General features: G+C 63.9%; 29 protein-coding genes. 19 read left to right on the top strand and 10 right to left on the bottom strand.

The window, feature by feature from the left end; all coding sequences use genetic code 11:
• Positions 1-123: 123 nt before the first annotated feature.
• From J5251_RS11030 to J5251_RS11020, 3 genes are all read right to left on the bottom strand, one after another.
• Complete coding sequence (locus tag J5251_RS11030) at positions 124-384, bottom strand: hypothetical protein (protein WP_208573982.1); 261 nt, start codon at positions 382-384, stop codon at positions 124-126.
• Positions 385-1,066: 682 nt separating this feature from the next.
• The gene (locus J5251_RS11025) at positions 1,067-1,717 is read right to left on the bottom strand and encodes an SGNH/GDSL hydrolase family protein (protein ID WP_208573981.1); all 651 of its coding nucleotides are present in this window, start codon (positions 1,715-1,717) and stop codon (positions 1,067-1,069) included.
• 15 nt (positions 1,718-1,732) lie between these two features.
• Positions 1,733-1,870: a hypothetical protein gene (locus J5251_RS11020; protein ID WP_208573980.1), complete on the bottom strand. Its 138-nt coding sequence runs from the start codon at positions 1,868-1,870 to the stop codon at positions 1,733-1,735.
• Between the two features lie 152 nt (positions 1,871-2,022).
• Here J5251_RS11020 and J5251_RS11015 point away from each other — a divergent pair, with 152 nt between their 5' ends.
• Positions 2,023-2,601, top strand: a complete 579-nt coding sequence (locus J5251_RS11015) for an IS607 family transposase (protein WP_208576134.1) — start codon at positions 2,023-2,025, stop codon at positions 2,599-2,601.
• Complete coding sequence (locus J5251_RS11010) at positions 2,598-4,145, top strand: zinc ribbon domain-containing protein (protein ID WP_208573979.1); 1,548 nt, start codon at positions 2,598-2,600, stop codon at positions 4,143-4,145. Before J5251_RS11015 ends, J5251_RS11010 begins: the two co-directional genes overlap by 4 nt.
• Positions 4,146-4,346: 201 nt before the next feature.
• On the opposite strand, the gene J5251_RS11005 is transcribed toward J5251_RS11010, so the two are convergent.
• Genes J5251_RS11005 through J5251_RS10995 form a run of 3 tightly spaced genes read right to left on the bottom strand, consistent with a single transcriptional unit; the run spans position 4,347 to position 6,720 of the window.
• On the bottom strand, positions 4,347-5,810 hold the full coding sequence (locus J5251_RS11005) for a protein adenylyltransferase SelO (RefSeq protein WP_208573978.1): 1,464 nt from the start codon (positions 5,808-5,810) through the stop codon (positions 4,347-4,349).
• A gap of 56 nt (positions 5,811-5,866) precedes the next feature.
• Positions 5,867-6,406: a hypothetical protein gene (locus tag J5251_RS11000; RefSeq protein WP_208573977.1), complete on the bottom strand. Its 540-nt coding sequence runs from the start codon at positions 6,404-6,406 to the stop codon at positions 5,867-5,869.
• Positions 6,407-6,444: 38 nt separating this feature from the next.
• Positions 6,445-6,720: a hypothetical protein gene (locus J5251_RS10995; protein WP_139005292.1), complete on the bottom strand. Its 276-nt coding sequence runs from the start codon at positions 6,718-6,720 to the stop codon at positions 6,445-6,447.
• Between the two features lie 402 nt (positions 6,721-7,122).
• Between J5251_RS10995 and J5251_RS10990 the strand changes: the two genes are divergently transcribed.
• From J5251_RS10990 to J5251_RS10970, 5 genes are all read left to right on the top strand, one after another.
• Positions 7,123-8,259: a glutamate--cysteine ligase gene (locus J5251_RS10990; protein WP_208573976.1), complete on the top strand. Its 1,137-nt coding sequence runs from the start codon at positions 7,123-7,125 to the stop codon at positions 8,257-8,259.
• Between the two features lie 140 nt (positions 8,260-8,399).
• On the top strand, positions 8,400-8,699 hold the full coding sequence (locus J5251_RS20655; RefSeq protein WP_208573975.1) for a DUF3040 domain-containing protein: 300 nt from the start codon (positions 8,400-8,402) through the stop codon (positions 8,697-8,699).
• Positions 8,602-8,904 carry an SDR family NAD(P)-dependent oxidoreductase gene (locus J5251_RS20610; protein WP_348272914.1) on the top strand — a complete coding sequence of 101 codons (303 nt, stop codon included), beginning with the start codon at positions 8,602-8,604 and terminating at the stop codon, positions 8,902-8,904. Before J5251_RS20655 ends, J5251_RS20610 begins: the two co-directional genes overlap by 98 nt.
• Before the next feature lie 394 nt (positions 8,905-9,298).
• A complete protein-coding gene (locus J5251_RS10975) occupies positions 9,299-9,742 on the top strand; it encodes a hypothetical protein (RefSeq protein ID WP_208573973.1) in 444 nt (147 codons plus the stop codon).
• Between the two features lie 358 nt (positions 9,743-10,100).
• Positions 10,101-10,547: an Hsp20/alpha crystallin family protein gene (locus J5251_RS10970; protein WP_139005290.1), complete on the top strand. Its 447-nt coding sequence runs from the start codon at positions 10,101-10,103 to the stop codon at positions 10,545-10,547.
• A gap of 117 nt (positions 10,548-10,664) precedes the next feature.
• Here the strand turns inward: J5251_RS10970 and J5251_RS10965 are convergent, their stop codons facing one another.
• Positions 10,665-11,021: a hypothetical protein gene (locus J5251_RS10965; RefSeq protein ID WP_208573972.1), complete on the bottom strand. Its 357-nt coding sequence runs from the start codon at positions 11,019-11,021 to the stop codon at positions 10,665-10,667.
• Between the two features lie 259 nt (positions 11,022-11,280).
• Between J5251_RS10965 and J5251_RS10960 the strand changes: the two genes are divergently transcribed.
• From J5251_RS10960 to J5251_RS10945, 4 genes are all read left to right on the top strand, one after another.
• On the top strand, positions 11,281-12,429 hold the full coding sequence (locus J5251_RS10960) for a zinc-dependent alcohol dehydrogenase (RefSeq protein ID WP_208573971.1): 1,149 nt from the start codon (positions 11,281-11,283) through the stop codon (positions 12,427-12,429).
• A gap of 14 nt (positions 12,430-12,443) precedes the next feature.
• On the top strand, positions 12,444-13,016 hold the full coding sequence (locus J5251_RS10955) for a hypothetical protein (RefSeq protein WP_208573970.1): 573 nt from the start codon (positions 12,444-12,446) through the stop codon (positions 13,014-13,016).
• A 118-nt stretch (positions 13,017-13,134) separates the two neighbouring features.
• On the top strand, positions 13,135-13,356 hold the full coding sequence (locus J5251_RS10950) for a hypothetical protein (RefSeq protein ID WP_208573969.1): 222 nt from the start codon (positions 13,135-13,137) through the stop codon (positions 13,354-13,356).
• The gene (locus J5251_RS10945) at positions 13,356-13,880 is read left to right on the top strand and encodes a flavin reductase family protein (protein WP_208573968.1); all 525 of its coding nucleotides are present in this window, start codon (positions 13,356-13,358) and stop codon (positions 13,878-13,880) included. The genes J5251_RS10950 and J5251_RS10945 overlap by 1 nt, the downstream gene beginning before the upstream one ends.
• 60 nt (positions 13,881-13,940) lie before the next feature.
• Here the strand turns inward: J5251_RS10945 and J5251_RS10940 are convergent, their stop codons facing one another.
• Positions 13,941-14,276: a hypothetical protein gene (locus J5251_RS10940; protein ID WP_208573967.1), complete on the bottom strand. Its 336-nt coding sequence runs from the start codon at positions 14,274-14,276 to the stop codon at positions 13,941-13,943.
• Between the two features lie 89 nt (positions 14,277-14,365).
• Between J5251_RS10940 and J5251_RS10935 the strand changes: the two genes are divergently transcribed.
• Positions 14,366-14,584, top strand: coding sequence for a hypothetical protein (locus tag J5251_RS10935; RefSeq protein ID WP_208573966.1), 219 nt, complete (start codon positions 14,366-14,368; stop codon positions 14,582-14,584).
• A gap of 15 nt (positions 14,585-14,599) precedes the next feature.
• Here the strand turns inward: J5251_RS10935 and J5251_RS10930 are convergent, their stop codons facing one another.
• Positions 14,600-15,283, bottom strand: a complete 684-nt coding sequence (locus J5251_RS10930) for a response regulator (RefSeq protein WP_139005282.1) — start codon at positions 15,281-15,283, stop codon at positions 14,600-14,602.
• A 437-nt stretch (positions 15,284-15,720) separates the two neighbouring features.
• Positions 15,721-17,625, bottom strand: coding sequence for a DUF4118 domain-containing protein (locus tag J5251_RS10925; protein ID WP_208573965.1), 1,905 nt, complete (start codon positions 17,623-17,625; stop codon positions 15,721-15,723).
• Between the two features lie 192 nt (positions 17,626-17,817).
• Here J5251_RS10925 and J5251_RS10920 point away from each other — a divergent pair, with 192 nt between their 5' ends.
• The 7 genes from J5251_RS10920 (at position 17,818) to J5251_RS10890 (ending at position 26,835) form a co-directional block, all read left to right on the top strand.
• Entirely contained in the window at positions 17,818-19,797 is a 1,980-nt protein-coding gene (locus J5251_RS10920) for an APC family permease (protein ID WP_208573964.1), read from the top strand.
• A gap of 266 nt (positions 19,798-20,063) precedes the next feature.
• A complete protein-coding gene (gene abaF, locus J5251_RS10915; protein WP_208573963.1) occupies positions 20,064-21,461 on the top strand; it encodes a fosfomycin efflux MFS transporter AbaF in 1,398 nt (465 codons plus the stop codon).
• A gap of 33 nt (positions 21,462-21,494) precedes the next feature.
• Positions 21,495-23,000, top strand: coding sequence for an alanine/glycine:cation symporter family protein (locus tag J5251_RS10910; protein ID WP_208573962.1), 1,506 nt, complete (start codon positions 21,495-21,497; stop codon positions 22,998-23,000).
• Between the two features lie 138 nt (positions 23,001-23,138).
• Positions 23,139-24,044 (top strand): dihydrodipicolinate synthase family protein, encoded by a 906-nt coding sequence (locus J5251_RS10905; RefSeq protein WP_208573961.1) that lies wholly within the window; start codon positions 23,139-23,141, stop codon positions 24,042-24,044.
• A gap of 96 nt (positions 24,045-24,140) precedes the next feature.
• Positions 24,141-25,142 (top strand): proline racemase family protein, encoded by a 1,002-nt coding sequence (locus J5251_RS10900; protein WP_208573960.1) that lies wholly within the window; start codon positions 24,141-24,143, stop codon positions 25,140-25,142.
• Complete coding sequence (locus J5251_RS10895) at positions 25,139-26,107, top strand: ornithine cyclodeaminase family protein (protein ID WP_208573959.1); 969 nt, start codon at positions 25,139-25,141, stop codon at positions 26,105-26,107. The genes J5251_RS10900 and J5251_RS10895 overlap by 4 nt, the downstream gene beginning before the upstream one ends.
• Positions 26,108-26,136: 29 nt before the next feature.
• Positions 26,137-26,835 carry a GntR family transcriptional regulator gene (locus tag J5251_RS10890; protein ID WP_139005274.1) on the top strand — a complete coding sequence of 233 codons (699 nt, stop codon included), beginning with the start codon at positions 26,137-26,139 and terminating at the stop codon, positions 26,833-26,835.

Here is a 26,835-nt window from a genome sequence, read left to right as displayed (position 1 = left end):
CAGACTAGAGCGCGGCTCGATAACTTGGCGGAGTCCCAGATTCGAAGGCGCAGGTATTCCTCTTCAACACGAGGACACTCAGGGACCGGGGAATCAATTCTGGTACTCCCGGCTACGAGGGTCTTAGGGGCCGCCCAGGCTCCGCCCGAGGTCGATGTCGCCCAGGTCAAGAACGGCACCGATCAGCAGCAGGAGAAGGCTCAACCACACTCCACCCATGGCCACCTGGTCAGGTGCTCCCCAGCCGCCGCCTGATTCTCCTGAATACCCGTCGACTCCTGCCCGCAGTCGACGGCGTGCACGCCATACTGCGAAGACCGCGAACAGGACAAAGGCCACACCCCACCAGGCCCAGCCTGGCATGGCCGCCACTGCCCCTAACACGACCGCTCCCCAGCGACAGTATCGTTCTGCATGCATCCCCTCATGGTGTGCCTCCCCTTTGGCGCGTGATGTCCATCCGTAGTAACGTCATCCGCGTTATTTAACCGTTACTCCACCACCCCACGCCTCCGCGCGGACCGTGCCGCACTGCGGCCCGCGAACACCGGCCCGTCCATGTTCCCGACATGCGGCTGGAGACGAGGCGGCCCGAGTACAAGACTGCGGCTGCCGCCATCGGCATTTTCTGCGTCCTCGGCGTGCCCTTTGAACTGGAAGAGGGGCCCGCGCCGCCTTGGACGTCTATTCCGATTTTCCAATGGGGTGATTCGCAGGCGCTGGCACCTTGGCCCTATCGAAATCACAGCTTTGGGAGCGCACTTTTTGCAGGGAACCAGGCAAGCAACGGGCCTCTGGCGGTGTCTTTTCCCGGACACGCGAAATGGCCTGAAGCCAGGCCTCCCCAAGCCAACTCGCTTCAAGCCATTTCTGCCGCGGATCTCGGGTGTTCCCACCCCGGCCGCGTGTACGGCCGCCCCCAAGGAAGACGCTGCCGACGGAACCGGACCGCTCTCCCGGCCGCTTCCGACGTAACCATTCTGGCCTCCCCCCGTGGAGGAGCACCACAGCAACCATGCCCCAGTCATCGATTACTGGGGTGCATCGTGGCATCCGTTGAGGTGCTTTACTCTGCAGTCCCCGCGATAACGGTGGAAGTACGGCGAACATCACGACAATCCACGACGGCGGCAATAGCGCGGGCAATCTTGGCGCCGCCCTGGACCGACGGCTCTATGGGGTTGGCGTAGTCCCCGTCCTGATTGCAAATCAGGCGGAGGTCAATCAGTGACAGTCCGCGGGCGAAAGCTGCCCGCGTGATGCAGTCGTTGAAGAAGGCCGCGGCCGTCCTGATGATCCGGTAATCGGGCCCCGAGGCGGGAGTGTCATAGATGGTGCAGACCGCAGCGGGCAGCCCGGTAGCCGCGACTGCTTCCGCCATGGCCTCGTAATCCGAGGCGAACCGGTCCTGCGCATCACCGAACCATCGAAGAACTTCCGCGACAGAACTCGCAGGAGACTGCAGCAGGTAGGCAAAGCCCAGCGCGTCGTTTCCGCCGGCACTGATCACGAGATGGGTCGCGTCGCGCGGCAGGGAACGAAGCTGCCGCGGCACGCCTGCGATGACGTCCCCATCGATTGCCAGGAGTGTGGCCTTCCACGCTGGCGGAAGTTCCCCGCGGAGTTGATGAACGACGTCGGGACCGCCGCCGACATATGCCTTGTTGTCCAAGATGGAGTCGCCGAGCAGCACCACGTGGCCGGTTGAAGCTTGCAAGGGATTCGGTTGTTCCTAGTTGTGGCCGGCCTTGGTGGTGCCGAACATGAGGGTCTGACGGCCGATGTCGTAGTACACGGTCTCCGCAGTGGAGAGGAGATCCTGCAGGTTGTCGGCGTCGTCGGCATCAGGCATCCGCAGATCTTCGCTCATGGCGCCACTTTGCCATGAACCGGCCACGGTGAATAGAGGAGGAGCTGAATCCTCAAGCACAAACTGTCAGACCCGGAAACTAGTGTCGAAAATAGTTTCAGCAAATATGGACCATGTATAGATAGAACTGCAGGGATGATTTTGTGGCTGACATGAAGCTAGCGCAGTACGCGAAGAAGGTTGGGATTGGCTATCGTGCTGCGTGGAACCGATACAAAGCGGGGCGGATCGAGGGCGCCTGGCAGGACGAGCACGGAACCATCCACGTTCCCGATCCCGCGTCATCCCTTGCCCCTAAAGCCGCCGTCTACGCACGGTTCTCTTCACACACCCGGAAAGCGGACTTGGAGCGGCAGGCGCAGCGCATGACCTACTACGCGCCGGCACGTGGGCTTCAGGTGGTCTCGGTGACAAAGGAAGTGGCGAGCGGTGTCAACGACTCCCGCCCCAAACTGGCGAAGCTCCTAACATCTGACGATTGGGGCACCCTCGTTGTCGAGCACCGGGACCGGCTCACGCGTATCGGGTTCAATTGGTTTGAAGTTCTCCGCTCCCAGCAGGGGCGCCGCATCGACGTTGCAAATCTCGCGCAGGAGCAGACCTCAGACCTGATGGACGGCTTCTTGTCCATCATCTACTCCTTCACCGCACGCCTGTACGGGCTTCGCGGGGCCAGGAACCGCAGCACGAAGCTGATGGCCGCGCTCGAAGACGAGGGTGCCGGCAAATGACCGAAGCGACTGACCTGCCCAGGGAAGCCACGAAGGTGCGGGCTTATCCGCTCCAAGCGTTTGCCAACGCCGGCAAACTCTCACGCGTCCACGCGCTGCTGGGACCGTGGCGGCTCGCTCTCGGAGGCATGCAGTCCCAGCTATACCGGCAACTCCTCGACGGCAAACCCTTGATGAAACGGATGCCGACGAAAGTTACGGACCTGAGCTTCACGACGGAACTTTCGGCCCGGCAGGTCAAGTCCATATACAACCAGACCTTTCAGGCAATGAACTCGTGGACCGGCCTCGTTAAGAACGCCGTCCGCGAGCTCATCAGCGGCTCCCGACTCGACGACGAGACGCAGACCGTGCTCTACCGGGTGAACGCCCGCACGGCATGGTTCACGAAGGAGCTCAGCCTCCCGATACTGGTCAACACCGAAACGGGCGAAATCCGGCACAGTGACGGCAAGCCCGGCAGAGGCTGGGCCGCGGCGGAACTTCCGGTGCCTGCCGAACTACTCAAGCTCTCCCGCCATATGGTCAAGCAGGTCAGCAAGCATGCTGTTTCGTTGCCGAACCTGTCCCGGGTGAACACGATGCTCATGGACGGCACCATAGCCCAGGTGGAGTCCTCGAAGGACAGCTCATTCGATTACTGGCTCCGCATCTCCACGATGAAGAAGGGCGACGTCGCCCGCATACCGCTCAGAGCCCACCGGCATTTCCATCACGCACCGGGCGAGGTGTCCGACTTTGTGCAGCTCAACGTCCGCAAGGACGGCTCCCTTCAGTTCGTCCTTCAGAAGAAGTCTCCGGTCGCGCAGCCGCGCCCGCACGGCGTCCACCTCGGCCTCGACTGGGGCATGAAGAGCTTGTTCGCGACCAGCGACGGCCGCCTATTCGGCGTCGGCGCCATGCCGCATCTCAGGGAGCTGGACCGGCAGGCGCTGGAACTCGCCAAGAGCCTTCAGGGGCAGGGAATCCGCCTCAAGACGAATCGCCGGTACCGGAATCTCCAGCAACGTATGCGCGAATACATCACCAACGAGGTCAACCGCATCCTGAACAAGCTCGCCAAAGACGACATTCAAGGCTTGGTCGTGGAGAAACTCGACGCCATGGACGGCGGCATGAGCCGGGACATGAACCGTCTCATCACCCGCTTCGGCCGCGCCGCCGTCAAGAAAAAGCTCGCAACTTTGACCGAGGACACGGGTCTCGACGTAGTTGAGGTCAACGCCGCGTACACCTCGAAGGAATGTTCCTCCTGCGGTCTCGTCCACGACGGGAACCGCAGTGGACTGAAGTTTCATTGCCGCTTCTGCGGCAGGAAAACACACGCCGACATCGACGGTGCACGGGTCGTTTTGTCAAGACGTTCTTGGCAGGTTCAGGGCGACGCGAAGACCAAGTCACAGCGTGGGACTGTCCGCCGAAGGCTGGACGGTGCGTTTGAAGCCCGTTGGGGTTGCGCGCCGCCTACCGCAGGCTCGACGGGGAGCCGGATTCCCGGTTCCCGACGCCGCTCCGCAGTGCGGCTAGCCACGGCCCCTTCCTAGGGGCTAGTGCGAATACGTGAAAACGTGGAGAGGGTTCCATGAATTCACGAACTGTCATGGTCCTGCTCCTTAGGCTGAGTTCCGGACGGTCCCCCAAGGTGCTAAGTGTGCTTACCAGTTTCCATCATCGGCCAGCCGCTTTCAAGCCTCGTCCCGCGCGTCTTCGTGCAGCTTGATCGTGCCGGGCTCCCCGGCCCAGCTTTAGGTTCCGCAGAAGGTCCGGTAGGGGCCGAAGCTCTCCGGCGCGGCGGAGGCGTAACGCTCGAGGCCAGGGCGCTCCTCGAAAGGCGCGGACACCGCGGCCAGGAGCTGGCTGAACGGCTCCATGTCGCCGTCGCCAGCGGCGGCAAGGGCCTCCTCGACGAGGTGGTTGCGGGGAATGTAGACCGGGTTGGTCCGGTCCATGAGATCTGCGTCCGGGTCGAGGGCGCGCCAACGCTTGGTCCAGGCATCCAACGCTGCCGGACTCAATAACATGGAGCGCGCGGGCCCGTCGTCGCCGCGGGCCGCCTTTGCGAGGCTCCGGAAGAAGGACGTATAGTCCACCTGGGCTTCCTGCAGCAGGACGAAGAGCTCGTTTGTAAGGGACGAGGCGGCTTCATCGTCGAGACTGTCGGGCAGACCGAGTTTGGCTTTCATGCCGGTCAACCAGGCGGCGCTGTACTGACCGTGGAAGGCGCCAAGCGATTCCTGTGCGAGGGCGACGGCCTGCTCCTGGTCCTCGTGGAGGAGCGGCAGGAGAACCTCTGCGAGGCGGGCTAAGTTCCACTCCGCCACCAGCGGCTGGTTGCCGTAGGCGTAGCGCCCGGTTTCGTCGATCGAGCTGTAAACCGTGGCCGGGTCGAAAGCGTCCATGAAGGCACACGGCCCGTAGTCGATGGTCTCCCCCGAGATGGTCATGTTGTCCGTATTCATGACACCGTGGATGAAACCAACCAGCATCCATCGGGCCACCAGCGACGCCTGGGCAGCCACGACTGCTTGGAACAGGGCGAGGTAGGGGTTCTCGGCCTCTGCTGCAGCGGGATGGTGGCGTGCGATCGCATGATCGGCCAGACGGCGCAGCAGGTCGTCGTCGTTCATTGCCCGAACGTATTGGAAGTTGCCCACGCGCAGGTGGCTGCTTGCCACGCGGGTGAGCACGGCTCCCTGCAGCAGGGTCTCCCGGCGCACCGGGCGCCCCGTCGAGACCACGGCGAGGGACCGGGTGGTGGGGATACCGAGGGCGTGCATCGCCTCGCTGACCACGTACTCGCGCAGCATTGGACCGACCGCGGCCAGGCCGTCGCCACCGCGGGCGAACGGCGTGCGTCCGGAGCCTTTGAGGTGGATGTCCCGAAGGCCTCCGTCGGCGTCGGCGATCTCACCGAGCAGGAGGGCGCGTCCGTCGCCCAGACGCGGCGAGTAGAAGCCGAACTGGTGGCCGGCGTAGCCCTGCGCCACCGGGGTGGCACCCTCCGGGACTGTGTTGCCGATCAGCAGGCGCAGGCCCTCGGCGTTCCGCAAGGATGCAGGGTCGAAGCCCAGCTCCGCGGCCAGCGGCTCGTTGAGCACGAGCAACTGCGGGTCGGGAACTTCCTCCGCCTGCCAAGGAACGGCCAGCTCCGCGAACTCGCGGGCGAACTGGCCGTCAAAGGTGACATTTGACTGGGCTTCGACACTCATCTATCCAGAATACCTTCGGCTCTATGGCGTGTTTCCGCGCGTTTGGTTCCGGTTTTTCAGTGCTTGAGCAGCCCCTCGAAGATGCGCTTGGGCCGCTGCATTTCCCCGTGCTTCGCCCCGAGGACGATAACAGTTCCGGCGAAGACCGGGATGGTCCACTGAAGCGCCTTCAGCTGCTTCTGGGCGGCCTTCAGCTCAGCTGAGGCCGTGGGTGCCGGCTCTGTTGCGCCTTCGGCCCCTTCGCCTGCCAGCTGCTCGACCTTCTTGCCAAGAATGCCGGCATAAAGCGTTACCACGGCGCCGAGCAGTGTGACAGCGGTCTTGACCACCGTGAGCCGGGTGGCGCCTTCCTGTTTGGCCATACGTCCCTTGTTCTCCCACATCAGCGGCAATCCCGCCATGAGGTGGGAGGCAAATGCGGCAGTCTGCACCGGCGCCCACTTCTTCCAGCCAAGGCTGGACAGGCGGGTCCGCTCGGCAGGGTTTTGTGCTTTGGCTGTAGCTCCGTTGAGTCCGATGGCCCCCATCAGGGATCCTCCGAACCAAGTGGCTGCGGTGAGATCGTGGACCGATCGTGCAAAGAGATTTCCGGACATGATTTGGGCTCCTATGGGTGTGGCTGGACGTGGCTGGGTTAGTGGTGGCCGGCCTTGGTGGTACCGAACATCAGCGTGCGCCGGCCGATGTCGTAGTACACGGTCTCTGCAGTTGAAAGCAGATCCTGCAGGTTGTCGGCGTCGTCGGCGTCGATGGTCAACACTTCTTCCCAGGCACCCTCATCCAGAACAAGCTGCAGGGTCCAGGTGCCGGGATTGCCCGGGTCGCCGGCCACCCAGGTGAACTGGTAGTGGCTGAGCTGGCGAACCCTGATGCTGTCATCGGTGATGGGTTGTTTTGGTGTGGGTGACACTGTTCCGCTCCTTCTCTGGCAAAACTCGATTGGAAACCCCAGAGATGCTAAGTGTGCTTACTACGTTCCATGCTGGAGGGACCGTTTTCAAGGCCTGGACCCGGATTGGTGGAAATCCGGCGAGCGCTGCACGAGAGGCCGGAAGCACAACGAAGCCCCCGGAAGGGATTCGGGAGGTCGCAAATCCGTTTCGATGAACGGTAAGGTGCGAAAGCGCATCAGCCTTGCCTCCGGAATCCCGTCGAGGGGCTCCGTGGAAATATTGTCACGCCGTCGTCCAGTGCTGTCAATGGGCCATGTTGCGCCGTGAATTCAAGGTAATGATGCAGCTCCTGTCTGCCCCGTGGTCCATTTTTCGAGCTAGCCGTTCCGAACGTTGCCCCTGTGGTGAAGACTAAAGATATGCGCAGCTTTGGTGTCGAGGAAGAGCTGCTTCTGGTGGACGCAAAGACCGGAGCGCTCGCCCCTGTCTCCGAGCAATTGCTCGGGGACAATCACCAAGCGGGTCCATCCATGCCAGGGACGGCGGATTCGCCGATTGCCTACACCGGCGCGCTTGCCCCGGAACTGAAGCAGGAACAGCTTGAAGCCGTGTCGGCACCGTACAAGGACCTGAGGAAGCTGGCGGCAGGCCTGAGGGCAGGCAGGGCGGAGGCCGATCGGCAGGCCAAACGGTTCGGCGCCCGGGCTGTTGCACTCGGTACCTATCCACTGCAGGCTTCCACCCAGCTGGTGCGCCGTCCGCGCTATCAAGCGATGGAAGGCCGCTATGGGATGACCCTGCGCGAGCAGCTCACCTGCGGTTTCCATATCCACGTTGGCGTCGCGTCCGACGACGAAGCCGTTGCGGTTCTTGACCGGATCCGGGTCTGGCTACCCGTCCTGCTTGCCCTGAGCGGAAACTCCCCATACTGGCAGGGCGCCGACAGCGGCTACGCCAGCTTCCGGTACCAGGTCTGGAAACGCTGGCCCACCGCTGGCCCCACGGAACTTTTCGGGTCTGCGTCCGCCTACCACAGCCTTGTGCGGGTTCTCCTGGACTGCGATGTACTGCTCGACGAGGGAATGGTCTACTTCGATGCCCGCCTCAGCAGACGCCAGCCCACCGTGGAAATTCGCGTCGCCGACGTCTGCCTCGAAGCAGACCACGCCGCGGCGCTGGCCGGCATATGCCGGGCCCTTGTCGAGACGGCGGCACGGGAGTGGCTTGACGGCCGGCCACCGCTGGCCGTTCCGACAGAACTGCTGCGGCTCGCGTCATGGCGGGCAAGCAAGTCCGCCGTCGCCGACGATCTGATCCATCCGCTAAGGAACGGGCGCTGCCCTGCACGAGCCGCCGTCGGCGCTTTGCTCAAGTACGTGGGACCGGTCTTGGCCGAAACCGGAGACCTGGAACCGGTCAAGCATATGGCCAGCCGGATTGTCCGCACCGGAACAGGCGCAGACCGCCAGCGGGCTGTCTTCGCCCGCCACAGCAAGCTCACCGACGTCGTCTTTGACGCCGTCCGACGCACACATCTGCCTGTCGCTTATCTCTGACCTGCGTCTACGCAATAGCCCGGAAAAGATCCGGCCGCCGACTCTGGAGAGTAACCGGGAAAGTGCCCATAATGTGAGGAAAAAGCACAACCCGCGGCCAGGTGCTGAACACCCGGACCACGCCAAGGAAGAAGAGTTCGATGCCGTTATCGGACGATGAGCGCAAGCGTCTCCGCGAGCTCGAAGAAGAGCTCGCAGCGCAAGACCCGCATCTGGCCCAAAAGCTGGGTACCCCGGGACTATCCAACAGATCGGGCGCGCGAAGGGTTTACGGTCTGCTGGTCACAATCGCCGGTCTTGCTTTGGTCATCCTAGGTATCAGCCTGCAGCTCACGATAGTAGGTGTCATGGGGTTCTTGGCCTCAGGGGCGGGTGCATACATCTTCCTCGACAGCTTCAGTCCACACTGGCCGTCGCCAGGCCAAAAGACCCGTGTTTAGGGGCCGTCCTCAATTGCGAGGAGCCACCGTGCGGGCGAGAAATTCCGTTGTCGTTATTACCGGAGCTTCCTCTGGAATAGGGCGTGCCACGGCTCTCCGCTTCGCCGGCAAGGGCGCAAAAGTTGATGGAACCGACGCAGGCGCAAGGGTCCGGCGTCATTGTGAACGTCTCATCGGTCGTAGGGACAATCGCCGCTCCGGGTGACTATTGGAATTAATGCGCGCGGATGTCTTGACCGTTTCATGATTTGGGCGTGAAATAAATGAACCTCCGCTAGCGGCTAAGCAACTGCCACGGCACCCCTCCTGCAGCGGCCCCACACGGCAACGATTGTTCAACGCCGCTCAGGTCAGCATCGAGGAATCATCATGATCCAGCCAAGCTACTCGGCTTCGCGCCTCCTGACAACCTTTGAAATCCATTGCCCCGCCTGCGACAACACCAGCCAACATCTGCTGCTGGAGCCCTCCACTCTTCGGGCGGCCAGGGGCGGTAAGTCCGGCGCCCTGGTCTGCGCCGGATGCGGGGCATCGCAAAACCTCACGAAACCGGAAATGCAGCGCGCGATGGAATATTCTGCGTCAAACCGGTATGCGTCATGACCATCGGAGAAGAAGTTCGAACCGACCACCGGTCGGCCCCGGGGACAAACCTGTCACACAGCGGCGGGCCACTCGCCGTCGTAATTCCGCAGTCCTGCACGTACCAGCACTTCGATGTCCATGGGCGTTTCCTGGTGACCTCGATGGAGCTTTGGGACGACAGCGTCATCGTTCACGTCCATTGCCCGACGGCGAAGGAAGCCGCGGCTCTGTCCGGCATCATGCTGGAGGACAATGCCGGCACCTGTTACCAATGCGCTTCGAAAGACACGGTTGGCCGTAGCGCATTGTTGACCTTTGCCCCGGCCGCACCGGCAGGAATCAGAACCCTGGCGCTGCGGGCCCAGCACCCTGGTTCAGGTTCCCCGTCCTCCGGCTTTGTTGCTGCCGTCCGCCTCGACGCTGCTCTGCCAAGGGGCGGACGGTTCCGTAGGTTGTGATAGCTGCAGAACATCTTCGGATGCAGTTCCGCCGATACTCAGCTAATGGATCCAGAGCATCGAGACACCTGAGCCCAATTCGGACAGCACGGCAGCGGTCAGGACCTGCTGGTCTGCTTCGTTCACGTGTCCAATTCCGCCGGCGCTGTTGGCTGTGCCGCCCTCGGACGCGCAGGCCGGAGCTTCGGCTGACTCTTCTGCCCTTCAATTAGAAACCGTCCAACGGGTGTCCCCGGAAAAGATTCCCGTTCAGAAGCAAGCAGGGCTACACAGCAGAAAAACTCCGCGTTAAAATACCAATAGTTGAGCGCATCTGACTCAACTATTGGTAGGGAGTGAGTAAAAGGAGTTGGTGACAATGGCCAGGTTTGATCCGTTCCAGGAAATGGACCGCCTGTCCCAGGCACTGTTCGGCAACCGGCAGGGCCCGCAGATGATGCCGATGGACCTGTACCGCGAAGGCGACCACTACGTCCTCAACGCCGACATGCCGGGCATCGACCCGAACTCGGTCGATGTCGACGTCGACGGGCAGCTGCTGAGCATCCGCGCCCAGCGCACGCTAAAGGACAGCGGCGACACGCAATGGATGCTCAAGGAACGCCAGGGCGGTTCCTTCCTGCGCCAGCTCACGCTGGGCCAGGACATCGACATCGACGGCATTGCCGCGCATTACGACAACGGGGTACTGAGCGTGACCATCCCGGTCAGCGAAGCAACCAAACGCCGCAAGATCGAAATCGCCGGAAGTCACCGGCAGGAAGCCATCGAGGAGTCGGGTAAACAGGAGAAGTCCGAAACCTAAGACGAACACCCCGCAATCGCGGAGCAGACAGGAAGGAAGGGTGCCGCCATCGCGGCACCCTTCCCATGCCGGCACCAACCCAATTCCGGTACAGCGGGAGTTTTCATCACGAAAGCGTCATGGGCTTTCAAGGCGGCTGCGCTGGCGCAGCTGGCCCTGGGCTGACCCGTCCCAGGTCAGCGCCGGGCAGGAGGGAAGGTCAGCAGGCAGAATAATGCATATTTCTCCCTCATCCTGATCACCACGGGCCTCGGCCGGCCCAGCTTGCTCTACCGTGCGGACAGCGGAAGCGTCGATGTGTTTGGCGGTGCTCAGATCCACGGTGACGCCCATACCGTCGACCAGCGCTCGGAGCCGGCGGATGATCGGCAGCAGCGCCAAACAATTCTCTTCCGTCAGGCAGCCTGTCACGGCCAACGTGGCAGTGGAGGGGTTGGTGTCAATTTTGACCAGCAGGCGCAGTTTGTGGGCCATGGCAGCTCCGGCAGGATAGTTCGTTCCAGCCCACTGCCGGACCTTCCTAGAAGAATACTGAACCCGCATTCCGTCGGCAACAGTCCCCTCAAGTTTCCCCTACTCCACCCCTGCCTCGTCACTGTTAAGCCCAGCCGGACATAGGGTGTGCGGAAGCATGTAGAGGCCGGCTGATGGCCAACCTGGGCAAAGTCCTTGACCGGGCCGGTGCGGCCTGTGAAGCTGGCGGCAATCCAACCATCCTTCCGAGGCGGCACTCATGAGAGCAATGGTGTACCGCGGTCCATACAAGGTCCGCGTTGAAGAGAAGGACATACCCCCGATCGAGCACCCGAACGACGCGATTGTACGGGTAACGCACGCGGCCATCTGCGGATCCGACCTGCATCTCTACCACGGCATGATGCCGGACACGCGGGTAGGCATGACCTTTGGCCACGAGTTTATCGGCGTCGTCGAGGAGGTCGGCCCATCGGTGCAGAACCTCAAGCGCGGCGACAGGGTGATGGTGCCGTTCAACGTCTACTGCGGGTCCTGCTACTTCTGTGCGCGGGGCCTGTATTCCAACTGCCACAACGTCAACCCCAATGCGACGGCGGTAGGCGCTATCTATGGCTACTCCCACACCTGCGGTGGTTACGACGGCGGCCAGGCGGAGTTCGTGCGGGTGCCCTTTGCCGACGTCGGGCCTTCCATCATGCCGGAGTGGATGGATCCGGAGGACGCACTGCTGCTGACCGATGCCCTCGCCACCGGTTATTTCGGTGCCCAGCTCGGGGACATCGTCGAAGGCGACACGGTGGTGGTGTTCGGAGCGGGTCCGGTTGGACTGTTCGCGGCGAAGTCGTCATGGCTGATGGGGGCGGGGCGCGTGATCGTCATCGATCATCTGGACTACCGGCTGGAAAAGGCTCGCACCTTCGCCCACGCCGAGACCTACAACTTCGCCGAGTACAACGACATCGTGGTCCAAATGAAGAAAATTACCGATTATCTCGGCGCTGACGTGGCGATCGATGCCGTTGGCGCCGAAGCAGACGGTAACTTCACCCAGCATGTCACCGCCGCGAAGTTCAAACTGCAGGGCGGCTCCCCCGTGGCACTGAATTGGGCGATCGATTCTGTGCGCAAGGGCGGGACTATTTCGGTGATGGGTGCGTATGGCCCGATGTTCAGCGCCGTGAAGTTCGGCGACGCACTGAACAAGGGCTTGACCCTGCGGATGAACCAGTGTCCGGTAAAACGCCAGTGGCCGCGGCTGTTCGAGCACATCAAGAACGGCTACCTCAAACCCAGCGACATTATCACTCACCGCATTCCGCTGGAGCACATAGCGGAGGGATATCACATCTTCTCCGCGAAGCTCGATGACTGCATCAAGCCGGTCATCGTCCCGGACGCAAGCTGAGGAAGGGCCAGGAAATGCCGTACAGAGCAGAGAAGCCGGAGCGCCGGCTGTCCAGCAACGATCTCCGGGCACGAATCCCCGGATGGGGCGCGGACTTGGATCCCAAGGACCGCCCGGCAGTGCCCAAGGAGCGGTTTGACCCGGGCGCCACCGGAGCACGCTGGGACTTCCCGGAACGCCAGGAGGAGAAGTGGCCGCGGGAGCGCTCCATCGAGCACCAGTTCCTCACGCCTGTCTTCGGGACCTCTGCACCCCCCAAGGGGCTCTCAGGCGCGATGCGCAAATACTCCTACAAAAAGTACAGCGAGGGACGCGCGGCGCATTGGCTGCTCCTGCTCGCCGCCGACCGGGTCGATGCGTGGGAGAGCCACCTGCGATCCTTCGCCAGCTTGCGTCCGGATAATCCGATCACCGAAACCGGCGTGCGCAGCGAATTCACGCACCGGGGATTGTCCTCACGGTTCGGGAGAAAACGCGCGGATGTAAACCATGAGTGGCTGGACCCAATCATCGTGGGCGCCCCTTGGGCCGCAGCAGCCGCCATCGCCGCCGTCGCGTTCAGGGCCTTAGCGAGACGCCGCGCCTGAAGCATTCCGCCGCAGCTTCTCCGGGGCCACTCGCTCGTGCCCCTTGTGAACGATGAACAGGACTGCCACCCTGTTGTATACGGGCTAAGCGAAACAGGATCCATCGCAGGAGCAGAACATGGACGCCAAGGAAACAGCGAAGAAGTTTTCGGCGGTCGTGGCCTTGAGCGCGCTTTTCCTCGTGGGGTGCGACGACACGGACCAAGAGGAAACACCGCAGGACGTAGTGGAAACCACTGAGTCTCCTGCGCCAGGTATCCCCAGCGGACCCACGGATCCCGCCATGCCGGGTGGATCACCCGCTCCGGTCCTGCCCGGTGACGAGCAGGAAACGCCCTAATGCCGCAGGACGCCCAGACTCCAGGCCTCGCCGCCGCCTTCCGCGCCGCATTCGCCGCCCATCCCGCAGGTGTAGCAATTGTCACCGCTGCCGGACCAGATGGGCCGGCAGGAATTACCGCGTCCTCTGTGATTTCCGTGTCTGCGGAACCTCCGGTGCTTGCGCTTTCCATCATGCCAAGCAGCGAATCCGGAGCCGCCCTGCTGGCAGCCGAAACGCTTGCCGTCCACCTGCTCACTACCGCCAACCGCAGGCTTGCCGAACTTTTCGCCCGTCCGGGTTCCCACCGTTTCGGGTTCAACATGGACTGGTACACCGCGCCGACGGGCGAACCGATCATCCGCGGCGTCGGCACGGTGCTCCGCTGCAAGCCCCTTGACCGGATGCCGGCCGGAACCGGCATTGTCCTCGCTGCTCAGGTGCTGCAGATTCTCGACGGCGGCTCGATCGCCCAGCCGCTGGTCTACCAGCGGCAGACCTATTACGCCCTGGACACCTGGTCCGCCCTGCGCAGCAGGGCCTGAGGCTGAGGGACACGGCGCCAACTTGGAGGCACGGTGCACGCTCCTGGGCGTCCGATTCCGTCAGAGCGCTCCGGCCAGCTGTCCGTACAGGAAGACCGCGGCCAGAACTGCGACGGCGCCGGCGCCGAACTTCCATGCCCGCGAGCCGGGTTTCAGGATGCTCCAGGCGACCAGCAACGGTGCGGCAACCAGGATCAGCGCTGCACTGAGTGTGAGGACTCCGCCGAGCGGATCCGGCTCCGAACATTCCAGGAAGCAGCCGCTGAAACTGACCATCGCGATGAATGCCAGAATGGCGGCCGGGTAGCCGACGATGAGCCAGCCGAGCAGCACGGCCAGCACCGCGGAGATGATCCGGGTGCGCCGCGTGTTCGAGTCCAGCACTCCTCCTGGCACGGACGCAGTCTACCGCCGGCTTCTGCGCGGGCTGGCTATTGTCTGTCCGTCTCTCCGCCCCTACGCTGAAGCCAACGACAGGAGTTCACATGGAGTTCGCCATTGTCATGATCATCCTCGTAGTGGCCGCTGTCGTGTGGTTGCTACTGGCAACCCGTGCAAACGGCCGGGCAGCCAAGCGTGTCCGGCGGGGCCGCCGCGCCGATGCCGGCTGGGTCGGGCCCGGAGCGTATACAGCAGGAACCTTCGGAGGACATATCGACTCCGGCGGCAGCGCCGGCTGCGACTCTGGCGGCGGCGGCGCGTAGAAACCGGCCGCCGGATCAGCTAGTTCCCGGTTCGAACCGGTAGCCCATCCCTGCCTCGGTGAGCAGGTAGCGCGGTCTCGCCGGGTCCGGTTCAAGCTTGCGGCGCAATTGCGCGATGTAAACCCGCAGATACTGTGTTTCCTTCGTGTAGGCGGGTCCCCACACATGGGTCAGGACCTGCTGCTGGGAGATCAGCCTGCCGGGATTGCGCGCCAGCAGTTCCAGAATGTTCCACTCGATCGGCGTCAGCCGGACCGCCTCGCCGTTGCGGGTAACGCGCTTGTCGATCAGGCTGATCTCGAAGTCCGCGGTTTCCACGGTGGGGCTCTCCGGTGCCCCTCCCACCCGGCGCGTAGCCGCACGGACGCGCGCCAGCAGCTCGTTCAGGTCGAAGGGTTTGGTGACGTAATCGTCGGCCCCGGCGTCCAGCGCGTCCACCTTCTCGTCCGATGCATGCCGCGCGGAAAGAATGATGATCGGTACGTCCGTCCAGCCGCGCAGGCCACGGATGACGTCGATGCCGTCCATGTCCGGCAGACCCAGATCCAAAATAACGACGTCGACAGCATGCTTGGCTGCCTGGTCCAGCGCGGAGGCGCCGTCCGCCGCCGGGAGTGTCTGATACCCCCGGGCGTTGAGGTTGATCTGCAGGGCGCGAAGGATCTGCGGCTCGTCGTCGACGATGAGCACGTTGGTCATGGGGCTCCTTCTGCCGTGCCGGCCGGGCGCTGTGCTGGGCCCATTCTGTCAGGAAGACCCGGTTGTGCCGCCCTGCCGCCAGTTCCTCAGCCCAACTGGGTGCTCAGTGCCACCATGTGCGGGACCGGATCAATGAACGGATCAGGAACGCCAGCATGCTGCCACCCACGGCTACCACCAGCAGGATCTGCCACAATTCCACTTCCATCACGGGAACTCCATCTGTTGGGACGGGCTGCCTCACCGGAAGCGGTAGTTCCCCGCCGTGCGCATGTCCCGTCCCTTCAAGTCAACGCTCAGGTCCACTGCCTGAAGCTAATGTTGATGATTTCCTCACGGCACAGGGTCGGTTCTTTACGTATTTCCAACGCCTGTGGCCAGTAGCCGACGTGGGCAGGGAGCAGGTCGCGTACTCACCGCCCCCGCATTCCCGAACCTCAGACCCCGGTCGAGAGCGGCAGCTGGATGACCATGGTCAGCCCGCCGCCTGGCGTGTTCTCGGCCAGTAGCCTGCCGCCCATGGCCTCGGTGAAGCCCTTGGCCACGGCCAGGCCGAGCCCGATTCCGGTGCCGGCGGGTGCGTCGTCGAGCCGTTGGAACGGCCGGAACATGTTGATGACTTGTTCCGCCGGCACGCCCTGTCCGGCGTCGATAATCCGCAGTTCGCTGGCCGGGCGCCCCTCGACGGTGGCACTGCCCATCCCGCCGATCAGGCCGGTGATCCGCACGTCCGAGCCGCGGGCGTACTTGAGCGCGTTTTCCACGATGTTGGCGATGACGCGCTCGAGCATGCCCTGGTCCGCGTCGACCGGGGGCATGTTGTCCGGCAGGTCGACCAGCACGTGCTCGGCCGGCAGTCCGCGCAGGGCGTCGGCGACGGCGTCCTGCCAATGGACCGGGCGGATCAGCGGCGCCATCGAGTCTCCGGTGATCCGCGACATGTCCAGCAGATTGCCCACCAGCGAGTCCAGCCGGTCCGTGTAGTCCTCGATGGTGGCGAGCAGTTCCGCCTCCTCCTCGGGCGGGAACTGGACGGCGTCCTGACGCAGGCTGCTCACCGCCAGCTTGATGCCCGCCAGCGGGGTGCGCAGATCGTGCGAGACCGCCCGGAGGATGGAAGTGCGCATCTGGTTTCCCTCCGCGAGGCGCTGGACGTCACGGCGGCTGGCCATCAGCTGGTCGCGTTGCAGCATGGCCAGCAGGTGGGCGCCGAACGCTGTCAGCAGCCGCCGCTCCCGCTGGTTCAGGATCCGCCCGGTCAGCGCGAGGGTCCGGGTGGCGTCGATACGTTCCAGGTTGTCCGCGTCCTGCAGTTTCGAAGGCACAGCGCCGGCACTGTGCACCGGGTGCCAGGCGTCCGGTTCGCCGTCGTTATCCTTGCGGATGTAAAGCCCGGCGCCGTCGCTCTGGAAATGTTCGCGGACCCGTTCGAGGAATTCCGGCACACTCTCCTGGGTGGCCACCGCATTGCGGCTCAGCTCCCCCAGCGCCGCCGCCTCGGCCCCGGCCGCGGACGCCTCCCGGCTGCGCCGCGCCGAAAGCCCGACGACGAGCGACACTGCCACCGCAACGGCGAGGAAGACCAGCAGCGTGAGAATGTTCTCCGGGTCCCGGATGTCCATGCTGCCCACGGGTTGGACGGCGAAGTAGTTCACCATCACGCTGCTCAGGACCGCGGTAATGACGGCGGGCCAGAGTCCACCCAGCAGCGCGACGGCGATGGTGCCGGTTAGCTGGATGAGCAGATCGGTGGCGAAATGGTCATGCGGCCAATGTCCCAGCAGGTACTGCAGGGCGGGTGGCAGGAGCACGGCCAGGACGAAGCCGGCAACCAGCCGCAGCCGGCCCAAATCATTCGGTCGGCGGGCCGGCCTGTAGCTACCGCCGTGTTCCTGCGCGACCAGATGCACGTCGATGTCCCCGGCAATCCGGACGAGCCTGGCGCCGGTCCCCCGGCTGAACCTGCTGCCCCGATTGAACAGATTGGCCCGGTTGAAAACGCTGGCCATGGCGACTCCGCGGGTCCCGCCCCCGCGCGGCACCCCCACCACAATCTGGGTGGCGTTGATGCTGCGGGCAAAGTCGAGCAAGGTCTGCGCCGGATCGCCGCCGCCGACCGTGTGGTAGGTGCCTCCGAGCTCGGTGACCAGCTTGCGTTGCAGGTCCAGTTCCTTGGGCGATTCGGTTCCCGCCCTGCCCGTCGTGCGGACATGGACGGCGTGCAGTTCGCCGCCTGCCCTTCCGGCCACGATCCGTGCCGCCCGGTGGAGAAGGGCCTGCCCCTCGGGGCCGCCGCTGAGCCCGACGAGCACGCATTCGCGCTCCGGCACCATGTCCGTCATGCGCCCATTCTTCCCGACCGGACCGCGCGCCGTCGACGCGGCTTCATCCGTGGACAGCCCGCGGCGCCGTCGTCGTATTTTTGATGATTTCTTAACGCCCTGGGACGCCGGATTCCGGCCTTTTCGGCGTTGTACAGTTGTAGGATTTTGCACCGGATCCCCACCGGATCCGGACCAGAAAGAGGCATCACGGTGGCCACCTCCACTCAGTACTCCATCCCCGCAAGCGTTCCCCGGCCGGGCTCGCAGCACAAGCCGGCCCATGGCGTCTCACGCTGGCTGACGGCGCACGCTGTCCAGCCGGTCGGGCCGGCGGGCCGCGAGACCCACGGTACCCAGCAGCCGTGGTGGAAGGTCATGTGCCTGACCGGTGTGGATTACTTCTCCACACTGTCCTACCTGCCGGCGATCGCGGCCCTGGCCGCGGGCGTGCTCTCGCCGCTGGCCACGCTGCTGATCGTGGCCCTGACGCTGCTGGGCATGCTCCCGATGTACCGCCGGGTGGCGAAGGCGAGCCCGCACGGGCAGGGTTCCGTGGCGATGCTCGAGCACCTGCTACCGTTCTGGCGGGGCAAGATTTTTGTGCTGATCCTGCTGGGCTTCGTCGCCACCTCGTGGATCATCACCATCACGCTCTCCTCGGCCGACGCGACCGTCCACCTGCTGGAAAACCCCTACGCGCCCGATGCCATCCGCGGCCATCCTGTCCCCGTGACGATTATCCTGCTGCTCATCCTCGGCGGGGTGTTCCTGCTCGGCTTCACCGAGGCCGTGGCCGTGGCCATCCCGCTGGTGGCCGTCTTCCTGGGGCTCAATGCCGTCGTTATCGGCGCCGGCGTGATCGAGGTCTTCACGACGCCGGGCGTGCTCGCCGGCTGGACGGATGCCCTTACCACGGCACCGGGCGGCCTCGGCGGGCTGGTGCTCCCGGCGCTGCTGGCCTTTCCGCTGCTGGTCCTGGGGCTCTCCGGCTTCGAAACCGGCGTCAGCATGATGCCCCTGGTCGCGGCGAAGGGCCGGACACCCGCGGAGCGGCTTGCCTCCCGTGTCCGCAATACCCGGAAACTCCTCACGGCCGCCGCCGTCATCATGAGCGTGTACCTGCTGGGCAGCAGCTTCGTCACCACTCTGCTGATCCCCGCCGACGCCTTCGCAGAGGGTGGCGAGGCCAATGGCCGCGCCCTGGCCTACCTGGCGCACGAGCGGTTCGGCGACGGCTTCGGCACCGCGTACGACATCAGCAGCATCCTGATCCTGTGGTTCGCCGGCGCCTCGGCCATGGCCGGCCTGATCAATATCGTCCCCCGCTATCTGCCCTCCTACGGCATGGCCCCCGAGTGGAGCCGCGCGGTGCGGCCGGTGGTCCTGGTCTACACGGGCGTGAGCATCCTGATCACCATCGTTTTCAACGCGGACGTCGATGCCCAGGCCGGCGCCTACGCCACGGGGATCCTGGCCATGATGGTCTCGGCGTCGGTCGCCGTCGCTATTTCCACCGTACGACGGCGCCAAAGACGGGCGGGGCTGGCCTTCACGGTGCTGTCCGCGGTCCTGCTGTATGCCCTGATCGCCAACATTATTGAAAAGCCGGACGGACTGATGATCTCCGCGTTCTTCATTGGCGGCATCATCGCGGTGTCGCTGGTTTCCCGGGTCACCCGGACCACCGAGCTGCGCGCCGACCGGATCGAGTTCGATGAAACGGCCCGGCGGTTCATCACGGATTCGCTGGCGCACGACAACCGGCTGAACCTGATCGCGCACAAGCCGCACGTAGCCACCGAGCAGGAGTACGCGATGAAGGAAGCCGCCCAGCGCAGCATCAACCCGGTGCCGGGAAGCGCGGACGTGCTGTTCCTGGAGATCGAAGTCAGCGACCCGTCAACCTTCAGCGACGCGCTCCACGTCAGGGGCGCCGATGTCGGCGGCCACCGCATCCTGCGCGTGAAGAGCCCCGCCGCGCCCAATGCCATCGCCGCCATCCTGCTGGCCCTGCGCGATGCCACCGGGGTGCGGCCACACGCCTACTTCGAGTGGTCGGAAGGCAATCCGCTCACCCACTTGATGCGCTACCTGCTGCTCGGACAGGGCGACACGGCGCCGGTGGTGCGCGAGATCATCCGCGAGAACGAGCCGGATCCGGACCGCCGTCCGGCCATCCACGCCGGCTGACTACTGACGCGCTCATAGCCCCTCACGGTCCAGAATACGATCCCGGGCGCGGAGAACGCGTAGACGTCGAGGGCGTGCACAAAAATACAAGCCGGTACTAAATGACAGGGGCAGGCCCATCCCTCGTGCGGCCGGAAGCAGCGCCGCGGGCTTCCGAAATGAAGGCTCCAAAAGTGTTGGCATACCCATATGTGACATGTACCATTTTACAGACAGTGAGACAGCACACAATCAACTGCCACTACCTTCATCCCCCAGGAGCCTTCATGAGCTTACCTCCGCCCGCCGACCAAACCCTCGACACTGTATCGGTGAGGGAACGACCACCGACAGCCCCGCCGTCAGGACTTAAACGAGTGGTAGCGGCCGCGATGGCCGGCACTGTTGCCGAATGGTACGAATTCTTCCTCTATGGCACAGCGTCCGCGCTTGTATTCGGCACCCACTTCTTCCGCCAGACGGGCAATCCAGTGGACGGCATCATCGCAGCCTTCGCACTGTACGCCGTTGGTTTCGCAGCGCGGCCGATCGGCGGCCTGGTCTTCGGCCACTTCGGCGACAGGCTTGGCCGGAAGGCACTGCTGCAGCTAAGCCTCATCGTCGTCGGCGTCACCACTTTCCTGATGGGTTGCCTGCCCACCTTCGACGTGATCGGTTACTGGGCGCCCACCCTGCTGGTCACGCTCCGTCTGATTCAAGGCTTTGCGTTCGGCGGAGAGTGGGGCGGAGCCATCATCCTGGTGAGCGAGCACAGCCCGGATAACCGTCGCGGTTTCTGGGCCAGCTGGCCGCAGGCCGGCGTACCGGCAGGAAACCTGGTGGCGACGCTGGTCCTGCTGGGCCTCTCCACCGGGCTCTCCGAGGAAGCCTTCCTCTCCTGGGGCTGGCGCGTTGCCTTCTGGTTCTCCGCCGTCGTAGTCCTGATCGGATATTGGATCCGCACCAAGGTGGATGACGCGCCCATCTTCAAGGAGGCGCAGGCGCGCCAGGCAGAACTGCAGGAATCCCAGCCGGGCGTGGGCCATGTCTTGCGTTATCACTGGCGGGCGGTCCTGATCGGGATCGGCGCCCGGTTCGCCGAGAACATTCTGTACTACATCGTCGTCACGTTTTCGATCACCTACCTCAAGCTCGTCGTCGAGATGGATACCAGCAAGATCCTGCTGCTCATGCTTGGTGCGCACGCGCTGCATTTCTTCCTGATTCCGCTCGTCGGATACCTCTCCGACCTCATCGGACGCAAACCCGTTTACCTGACCGGCGCGGTCCTCACCGCCTTCTGGGGGTTCGTCGGATTTCCCATGATGGATACGGGCAATGCCTGGATCATCATGCTGGCCATCAGCATGGGGCTGGCAATCGAATCCCTCACTTACGCCCCGTACTCGGCACTGATGGCGGAAATGTTCCCTACCAATGTCCGCTATACGGCGCTTTCGCTCTGCTATCAGTTCGCCCCGATTCTGGCAGGCTCCCTCGCCCCGCTGATCGCGATCACCTTGCTGGAGCGCTTCGACTCATCCATCCCGATCTCCTTGTATCTGGTTGCCGCCGCAGCGTTATCCATCGTGGCTGTTTCTTTCGCCAAGGAGACACGAGGCAAGTCGCTGCGGGACGTCGATGCCGAGGCGGCAGCCCGCACCGCACGGACACAGAACGTCTAACAACGCAGTTGCCCGAACAATCAAAGGAAACATATGGAAACCCTCGTCGCCATTAGCGATGGACTGTGGAATCCCATGGCCTACTTCGCGCTCGCCGTCGGCCTGTTCTTCACCGTCATCACCAACGCCGCCCAGTTCCGGCTGCTGCCTGACACGGTGCGCCAGATATTCAAGCCAAAAGCCGACGACGGCGGCATCTCGCCTTTACAAGCCCTGCTTTTGACCATCTCGAGCAGGGTGGGCGTCGGCAACATCGCCGGTGTTGGCACCGCCGTCGCTGCCGGTGGTCCGGGCGCTCTGCTGTGGATGGTGGTGTGCGCACTGCTCGGTTCGGCAAGTGCATTCGCCGAGTCCACCCTCGCCCAGGTCTTCAAACGCAAAATCAACGGCGAGCACCGGGGCGGCATGCCCTTCTACGTTAGATACGGGCTCCGCATCAAGTGGCTGGCCGCGTTGCTGGCCGTCATGACCATGCTCGGTTACGGCTTCCTTTTCCCAGGCGTTCAGTCCAACAACATCGCCTCCAGCCTGGAACACGCGTTCAACATCCCCACCTGGATCACGGCGGTGGGCGTCAGCGTTCTGCTCGGGTTCGTGGTGATCGGCGGCACCAAGCGCGTGGTCGGCGCAGCCCAGTTCATGGTCCCGATCATGGCCGTCGGCTATATCCTCACAGCGGTCATCGTGGTCCTGTTCAACATCGATCAGTTGCTCCCCACTCTGGGACTCATTGTCTCCAGTGCCTTCGGCATGAACGAGGTGTTCGGCGGCATCGCCGGCGCCGCGGTTGCCTGGGGCGTGCGGCGCGCAGTCTTCTCCAACGTAGCCGGAGTCGGCGAAGGCACGTACGGCTCCGCGGCGGCATCCGTCAGCCACCCGGCCAAGCAGGGGCTCGTCCAGTCCTTCTCCATCTTCATCGACACCGTAGTCGTCTGCTTTGCCACCGGCATCATGATCGTCATGACCGGCTCCTACAACGTGTTCGCGGACAACGGGGACTCGATTGTCTCCAATCTGCCCGGTGTGGAGGCAGGCTCCGCCTACACGCAAGAGGCGGTGAACGCGGTACTGCCGGGCTTCGGCCCTGGCTTCGTCGCCATCGCCCTCTTCTTCTTTGCCTTCACGACGCTGGTGGCGTTCTTCTACATTGCCCACACCAACCTGGTCTTTCTTGCCGGACGAGAGCTCGGCCCCGCGCTGAGCTGGGCACTCAAGCTGGGAATGATCGGCATCACGTTCTATGGGGCCGTGGAATCCGCCTCGGTTATGTGGACGATTGGCGATATCGGTTACGCCTCCCTTGGATGGGTAAACATGGCCTGCATCCTGATGTTGAGTCCATTGGTCCGGAAGGTCATCAAAGACTACGACCGCCAGCGCAAGCTGGGCCTTGACCCAGTGTTCGACCCCCGCCCGCTGGGCATCACCGGCGCCGAATTCTGGGAGCCCGCCACGCACGCCCCTATCGCCTCGACTGAAACCAGCGGGTCCGCGGGAGACGATGCCGGTGCCGGCGTCGAAAACAGCAGTCGCCGCTGACACCACCCCCTTGATTACAAGGGAAACGACCGCGCGCATTGAACAGTGCAATGTCACATGTTATAGTTAGTGGCATGGATCACGGATCCACACACTTACCTCACGACCACAACGCATTCCCCTTCGAAAGGAACCACCATGACTGAGACCAAAAAACCCTGGCACGGAGTTCTCGTCGCCTCTGCGCTGCAGTTCAAGGACGACCTGAGCGTTGACTACGATGCCTTCGCCGAACACGTAAAGTTCCTGGCCGACAATGGCTGCGACGGCATCGCGCCCAACGGTTCGCTGGGCGAGTACCAGACCCTCACTGCCGAGGAGCGGGCCCGCGTCATCACCACCGCGGTGGAAGCGGCCCCCGAGGGCTTCACCGTCATGGCCGGCGTCGGCGCATACGGAGCCCTTGAGTCCCAGCGCTGGGCCGAACAGGCAGCTGAGGCCGGCGCCCAGTCGCTCATGCTCCTTCCGCCGAACACTTACCGCGCCACCGAGGACGAGGTAGTCGACCATTACCGCCGTGTGGCCCAGGTCGGGCTGCCGATCGTCGCCTACAACAACCCCATCGACACCAAGGTGGACCTGACCCCACGGCTGATCGCACGCCTCCATGGCGAGGGCTTCATCGTCGGCGTCAAGGAGTTCACCGGTGATCCGCGCCGCGCGTACGAAATCAAGGAGCTGGCTCCGGAGATGGACCTGCTCATCGGTACCGACGACACGGTGCTGGAAATGGGTATTGCCGGAGCGGTCGGCTGGGTAGCCGGGTACCCGAACGCGATCCCGCAGTCCACGGTTGAGCTCTACAAGCTCTCCACCTCGGGCAACGTTGCGGATCTGGAACGCGCCCGCGACATCTACGTTGATCTGCACAAGCTCCTGCGCTGGGACACCAAGACCGAGTTCGTGCAGTCCATCAAGCTATCCATGGACGTCGTCGGGCTCAAGGGCGGCGCTTGCCGTCCCCCGCGCGGCCCGCTGACCCCGGCTGACCACGAACAGGTCATCCAGGACACCAAGGACGTTCTGGCCAAGGGCTACAAGTAAACTCCACCGCGTAAGGGGTCCTCCGGAGCATCCGCACCTGCGTGTTCCGGAGGATCTCAGGCTCCGCCACCCACCTCAATCAGAAAGCGAACCAGCATGAGGACAAACCGCGTGTTCCACGCCGTCGACTCGCACACCGAGGGCATGCCAACCCGTGTAATCACCGGCGGTATCGGCACCCTTCCCGGCGCTACGATGGCTGAACGCCGGCTGTGGTTTATGGAGAACTCCGACTGGATCCGGACACTTTTGATGACCGAGCCGCGCGGGCACGCGTCCATGAGCGGGGCCATCCTGCAGCCGCCGACCCGTCCGGATGCGGACTACGGTGTCCTCTACATAGAAGTGTCCGGACTGCTGCCGATGTGCGGACACGGAACCATCGGTGTGGCAACGGTCTTGGTGGAAACGGGCATGGTCGAGGTGGTCGAACCTGTCACCACCGTCCGGCTGGACACCCCGGCAGGCCTAGTTATTGCGGAAGTAGCTGTCAAGGACGGACAGGCGGAATCGGTGACTATCCGTAATGTTCCGTCCTTCGTGGACCGGTTGGACGCCAAGGTGGAAGTTCCCGGTTTCGGCATGGTGGGCTACGATCTTGCCTTCGGCGGCAACTTCTACGCCATCGTCGATCTGGAGGAGCTCGGCCTGCCGTTCGAACGGGAACGCAAAGACGACCTGCTCAAAGCCGGTCTGGCGATCATGGATGCGATCAACACGACGGCGGAGCCAGTCCACCCCGAACGGCAGGATATTCGCGGCTGTCACCACGTTTACCTCAAAGCACCCGGGTCCACTGCCGAACATTCCCGCCATGCCATGGCCATCCACCCAGGTTGGTTCGACCGCTCCCCCTGCGGCACCGGCACCAGCGCCCGCATGGCACAACTCCACGCCCGCGGCGAACTGAACCTGCACACCGACTTCATCAACGAGTCCTACATCGGATCCCGGTTCATCGGACGCCTGGTGGAGGAAACAACCGTGGGCGGACGCCCCGCCGTCGTCCCCACGGTGACCGGCCGCGCCTGGATCACCGGCACCGCCCAGTATTTCCTGGACCCCACCGACCCGTTCCCGGAAGGATTCCTGCTATGAGCCTGCCTTATTTCGACGCCGCAGCGGTCCGCGCCGCAGTTCCCTTCGAGCGGGCTGTGCGGGCCATCGAGGAGGGACTGCTGGACGGCGTGGACCCGGAGCAGGACAGCAAGCGCCTGTTCAGCCCGGCTCCTGACGGCGAATTCCTGATCATGCCCACCGAAGGCGGCGGACGCTTCAGCGGTGTCAAGGTGGCAACCATCGCGCCTGCCAATCCCGCACGCGGGCTGGAGAAGATCCAGGGCGTCTACGTCCTGTTCGACTCAGCAACCCTGGCACCGGTAGCCATGATGGACGGCGCCGAACTGACGGCCATCCGCACTCCCGCCACAACGCTGGCCGCGGTCAAGCACATTGCCGCAGCAGCACCCGCCGGCGAAGGCTTCGGCACCGCACCGCAAATAGCGGTCTTCGGCGCCGGTGTCCAGGCGCTGAACCACATTCGGGCGGCCCGCGCCGTCTTCGCGGACGCAACCTTCGCGGTCGTCGGCAAACGTCCGCAGCGGGTGGCGGAGCTGGTAGCAACGCTCGCGGCCGAAGGAATCAGTGTCTCGGACGCTTCCGGTGACCCGCAGGCAGCAGTGGCCGGCGCCGACATCGTACTTTGTGTCACATCCTCGCCCGAACCGCTTTTCGACGGCCGGTTGCCACGCGACGGCGCAATCATCGCCTCGGTGGGCCAGCACGGGCTGGATGCCCGGGAAGTCGACGCCGCGCTGGTGCTCCGCAGCGACATCGTGGTGGAGGGCCGCGCATCCTCGTGGCGCGAGAGCGGCGATCTCATCCCTGCCCGGAGCGTGGCGGAATGGCAGCGGATAGGACCGCCCAATCTGCGCGATCTGATCCGCGGAAAACTGGTCCGGCGCCCCGGCACTTGCTGCCTCTACACAGGCGTGGGGATGGCTTGGGAGGACTTGGTTACGGCCGCGGTGGTGTATGAAGAAGGCAGTAAGTCATGCCGCTAGGCACCGCCGCTGCCCTTGGAGGAACCGTCATGGACGCCACTGCCCGCTCCGCCCTTGCCCCGCTCTCCCGCACCCTGAACCTGCGCGAATCCGTCACGGAGAAACTACGGACCGCCATCATCACCGGCGAGTTGGCGGAGGGCGAAGTCGTCTCCGCCCCTGTCTTGGGCGTTGCCCTGGGCGTGTCCGCCACACCGGTGCGGGAAGCAATGATGGATCTGGCCCGCGAGGGACTGGTCGAGACAGTCAAGAACAAGGGCTTCCGGGTTACCGCCGTTACCGACAAGGAACTCGACGACATCACCGAAATCCGCCTGCTGATCGAGCCGCCCACCGTGGCACGTGTAGTGGGCTCGGTCCCGGAGCAGGGATTCACCGAGCTGCAACGGCTGGCGGATGAATGCCTGGCGGCCGCGAAGGCTGAGGATCTCAACGGCTACCTGGCCAAGGACCGGGAGTTCCACGCCCTGATCCTCGCCTACTCCGAAAACCGCCAGCTGGCCGAGCTGGCCACCTCCCTGCGCCGCCGCACGCGGATGTACGGGCTGCAGGCGCTGGTGCGGGAAAACAAGCTGGCTGACTCGGCACGGGAGCACCATGAGCTGCTCGAGTTGATGCGGGCCGGCGACGCCGAAGCGAGCCGTGTCCTGATGGACCGGCACATTGGCCATGCCCGTGGCCTCTGGGCCCGCGGCACCGACGAAGAACCACCACACAGAAGCGAGTAA

Origin of the sequence: Arthrobacter crystallopoietes (assembly GCF_017603825.1) — a bacterium.
GTDB lineage: Bacteria > Actinomycetota > Actinomycetes > Actinomycetales > Micrococcaceae > Crystallibacter > Crystallibacter crystallopoietes_B.
The sequence above is the reverse complement of the archived record's forward strand: the minus strand, read 5'-3'. Positions and strand labels throughout refer to the sequence as shown.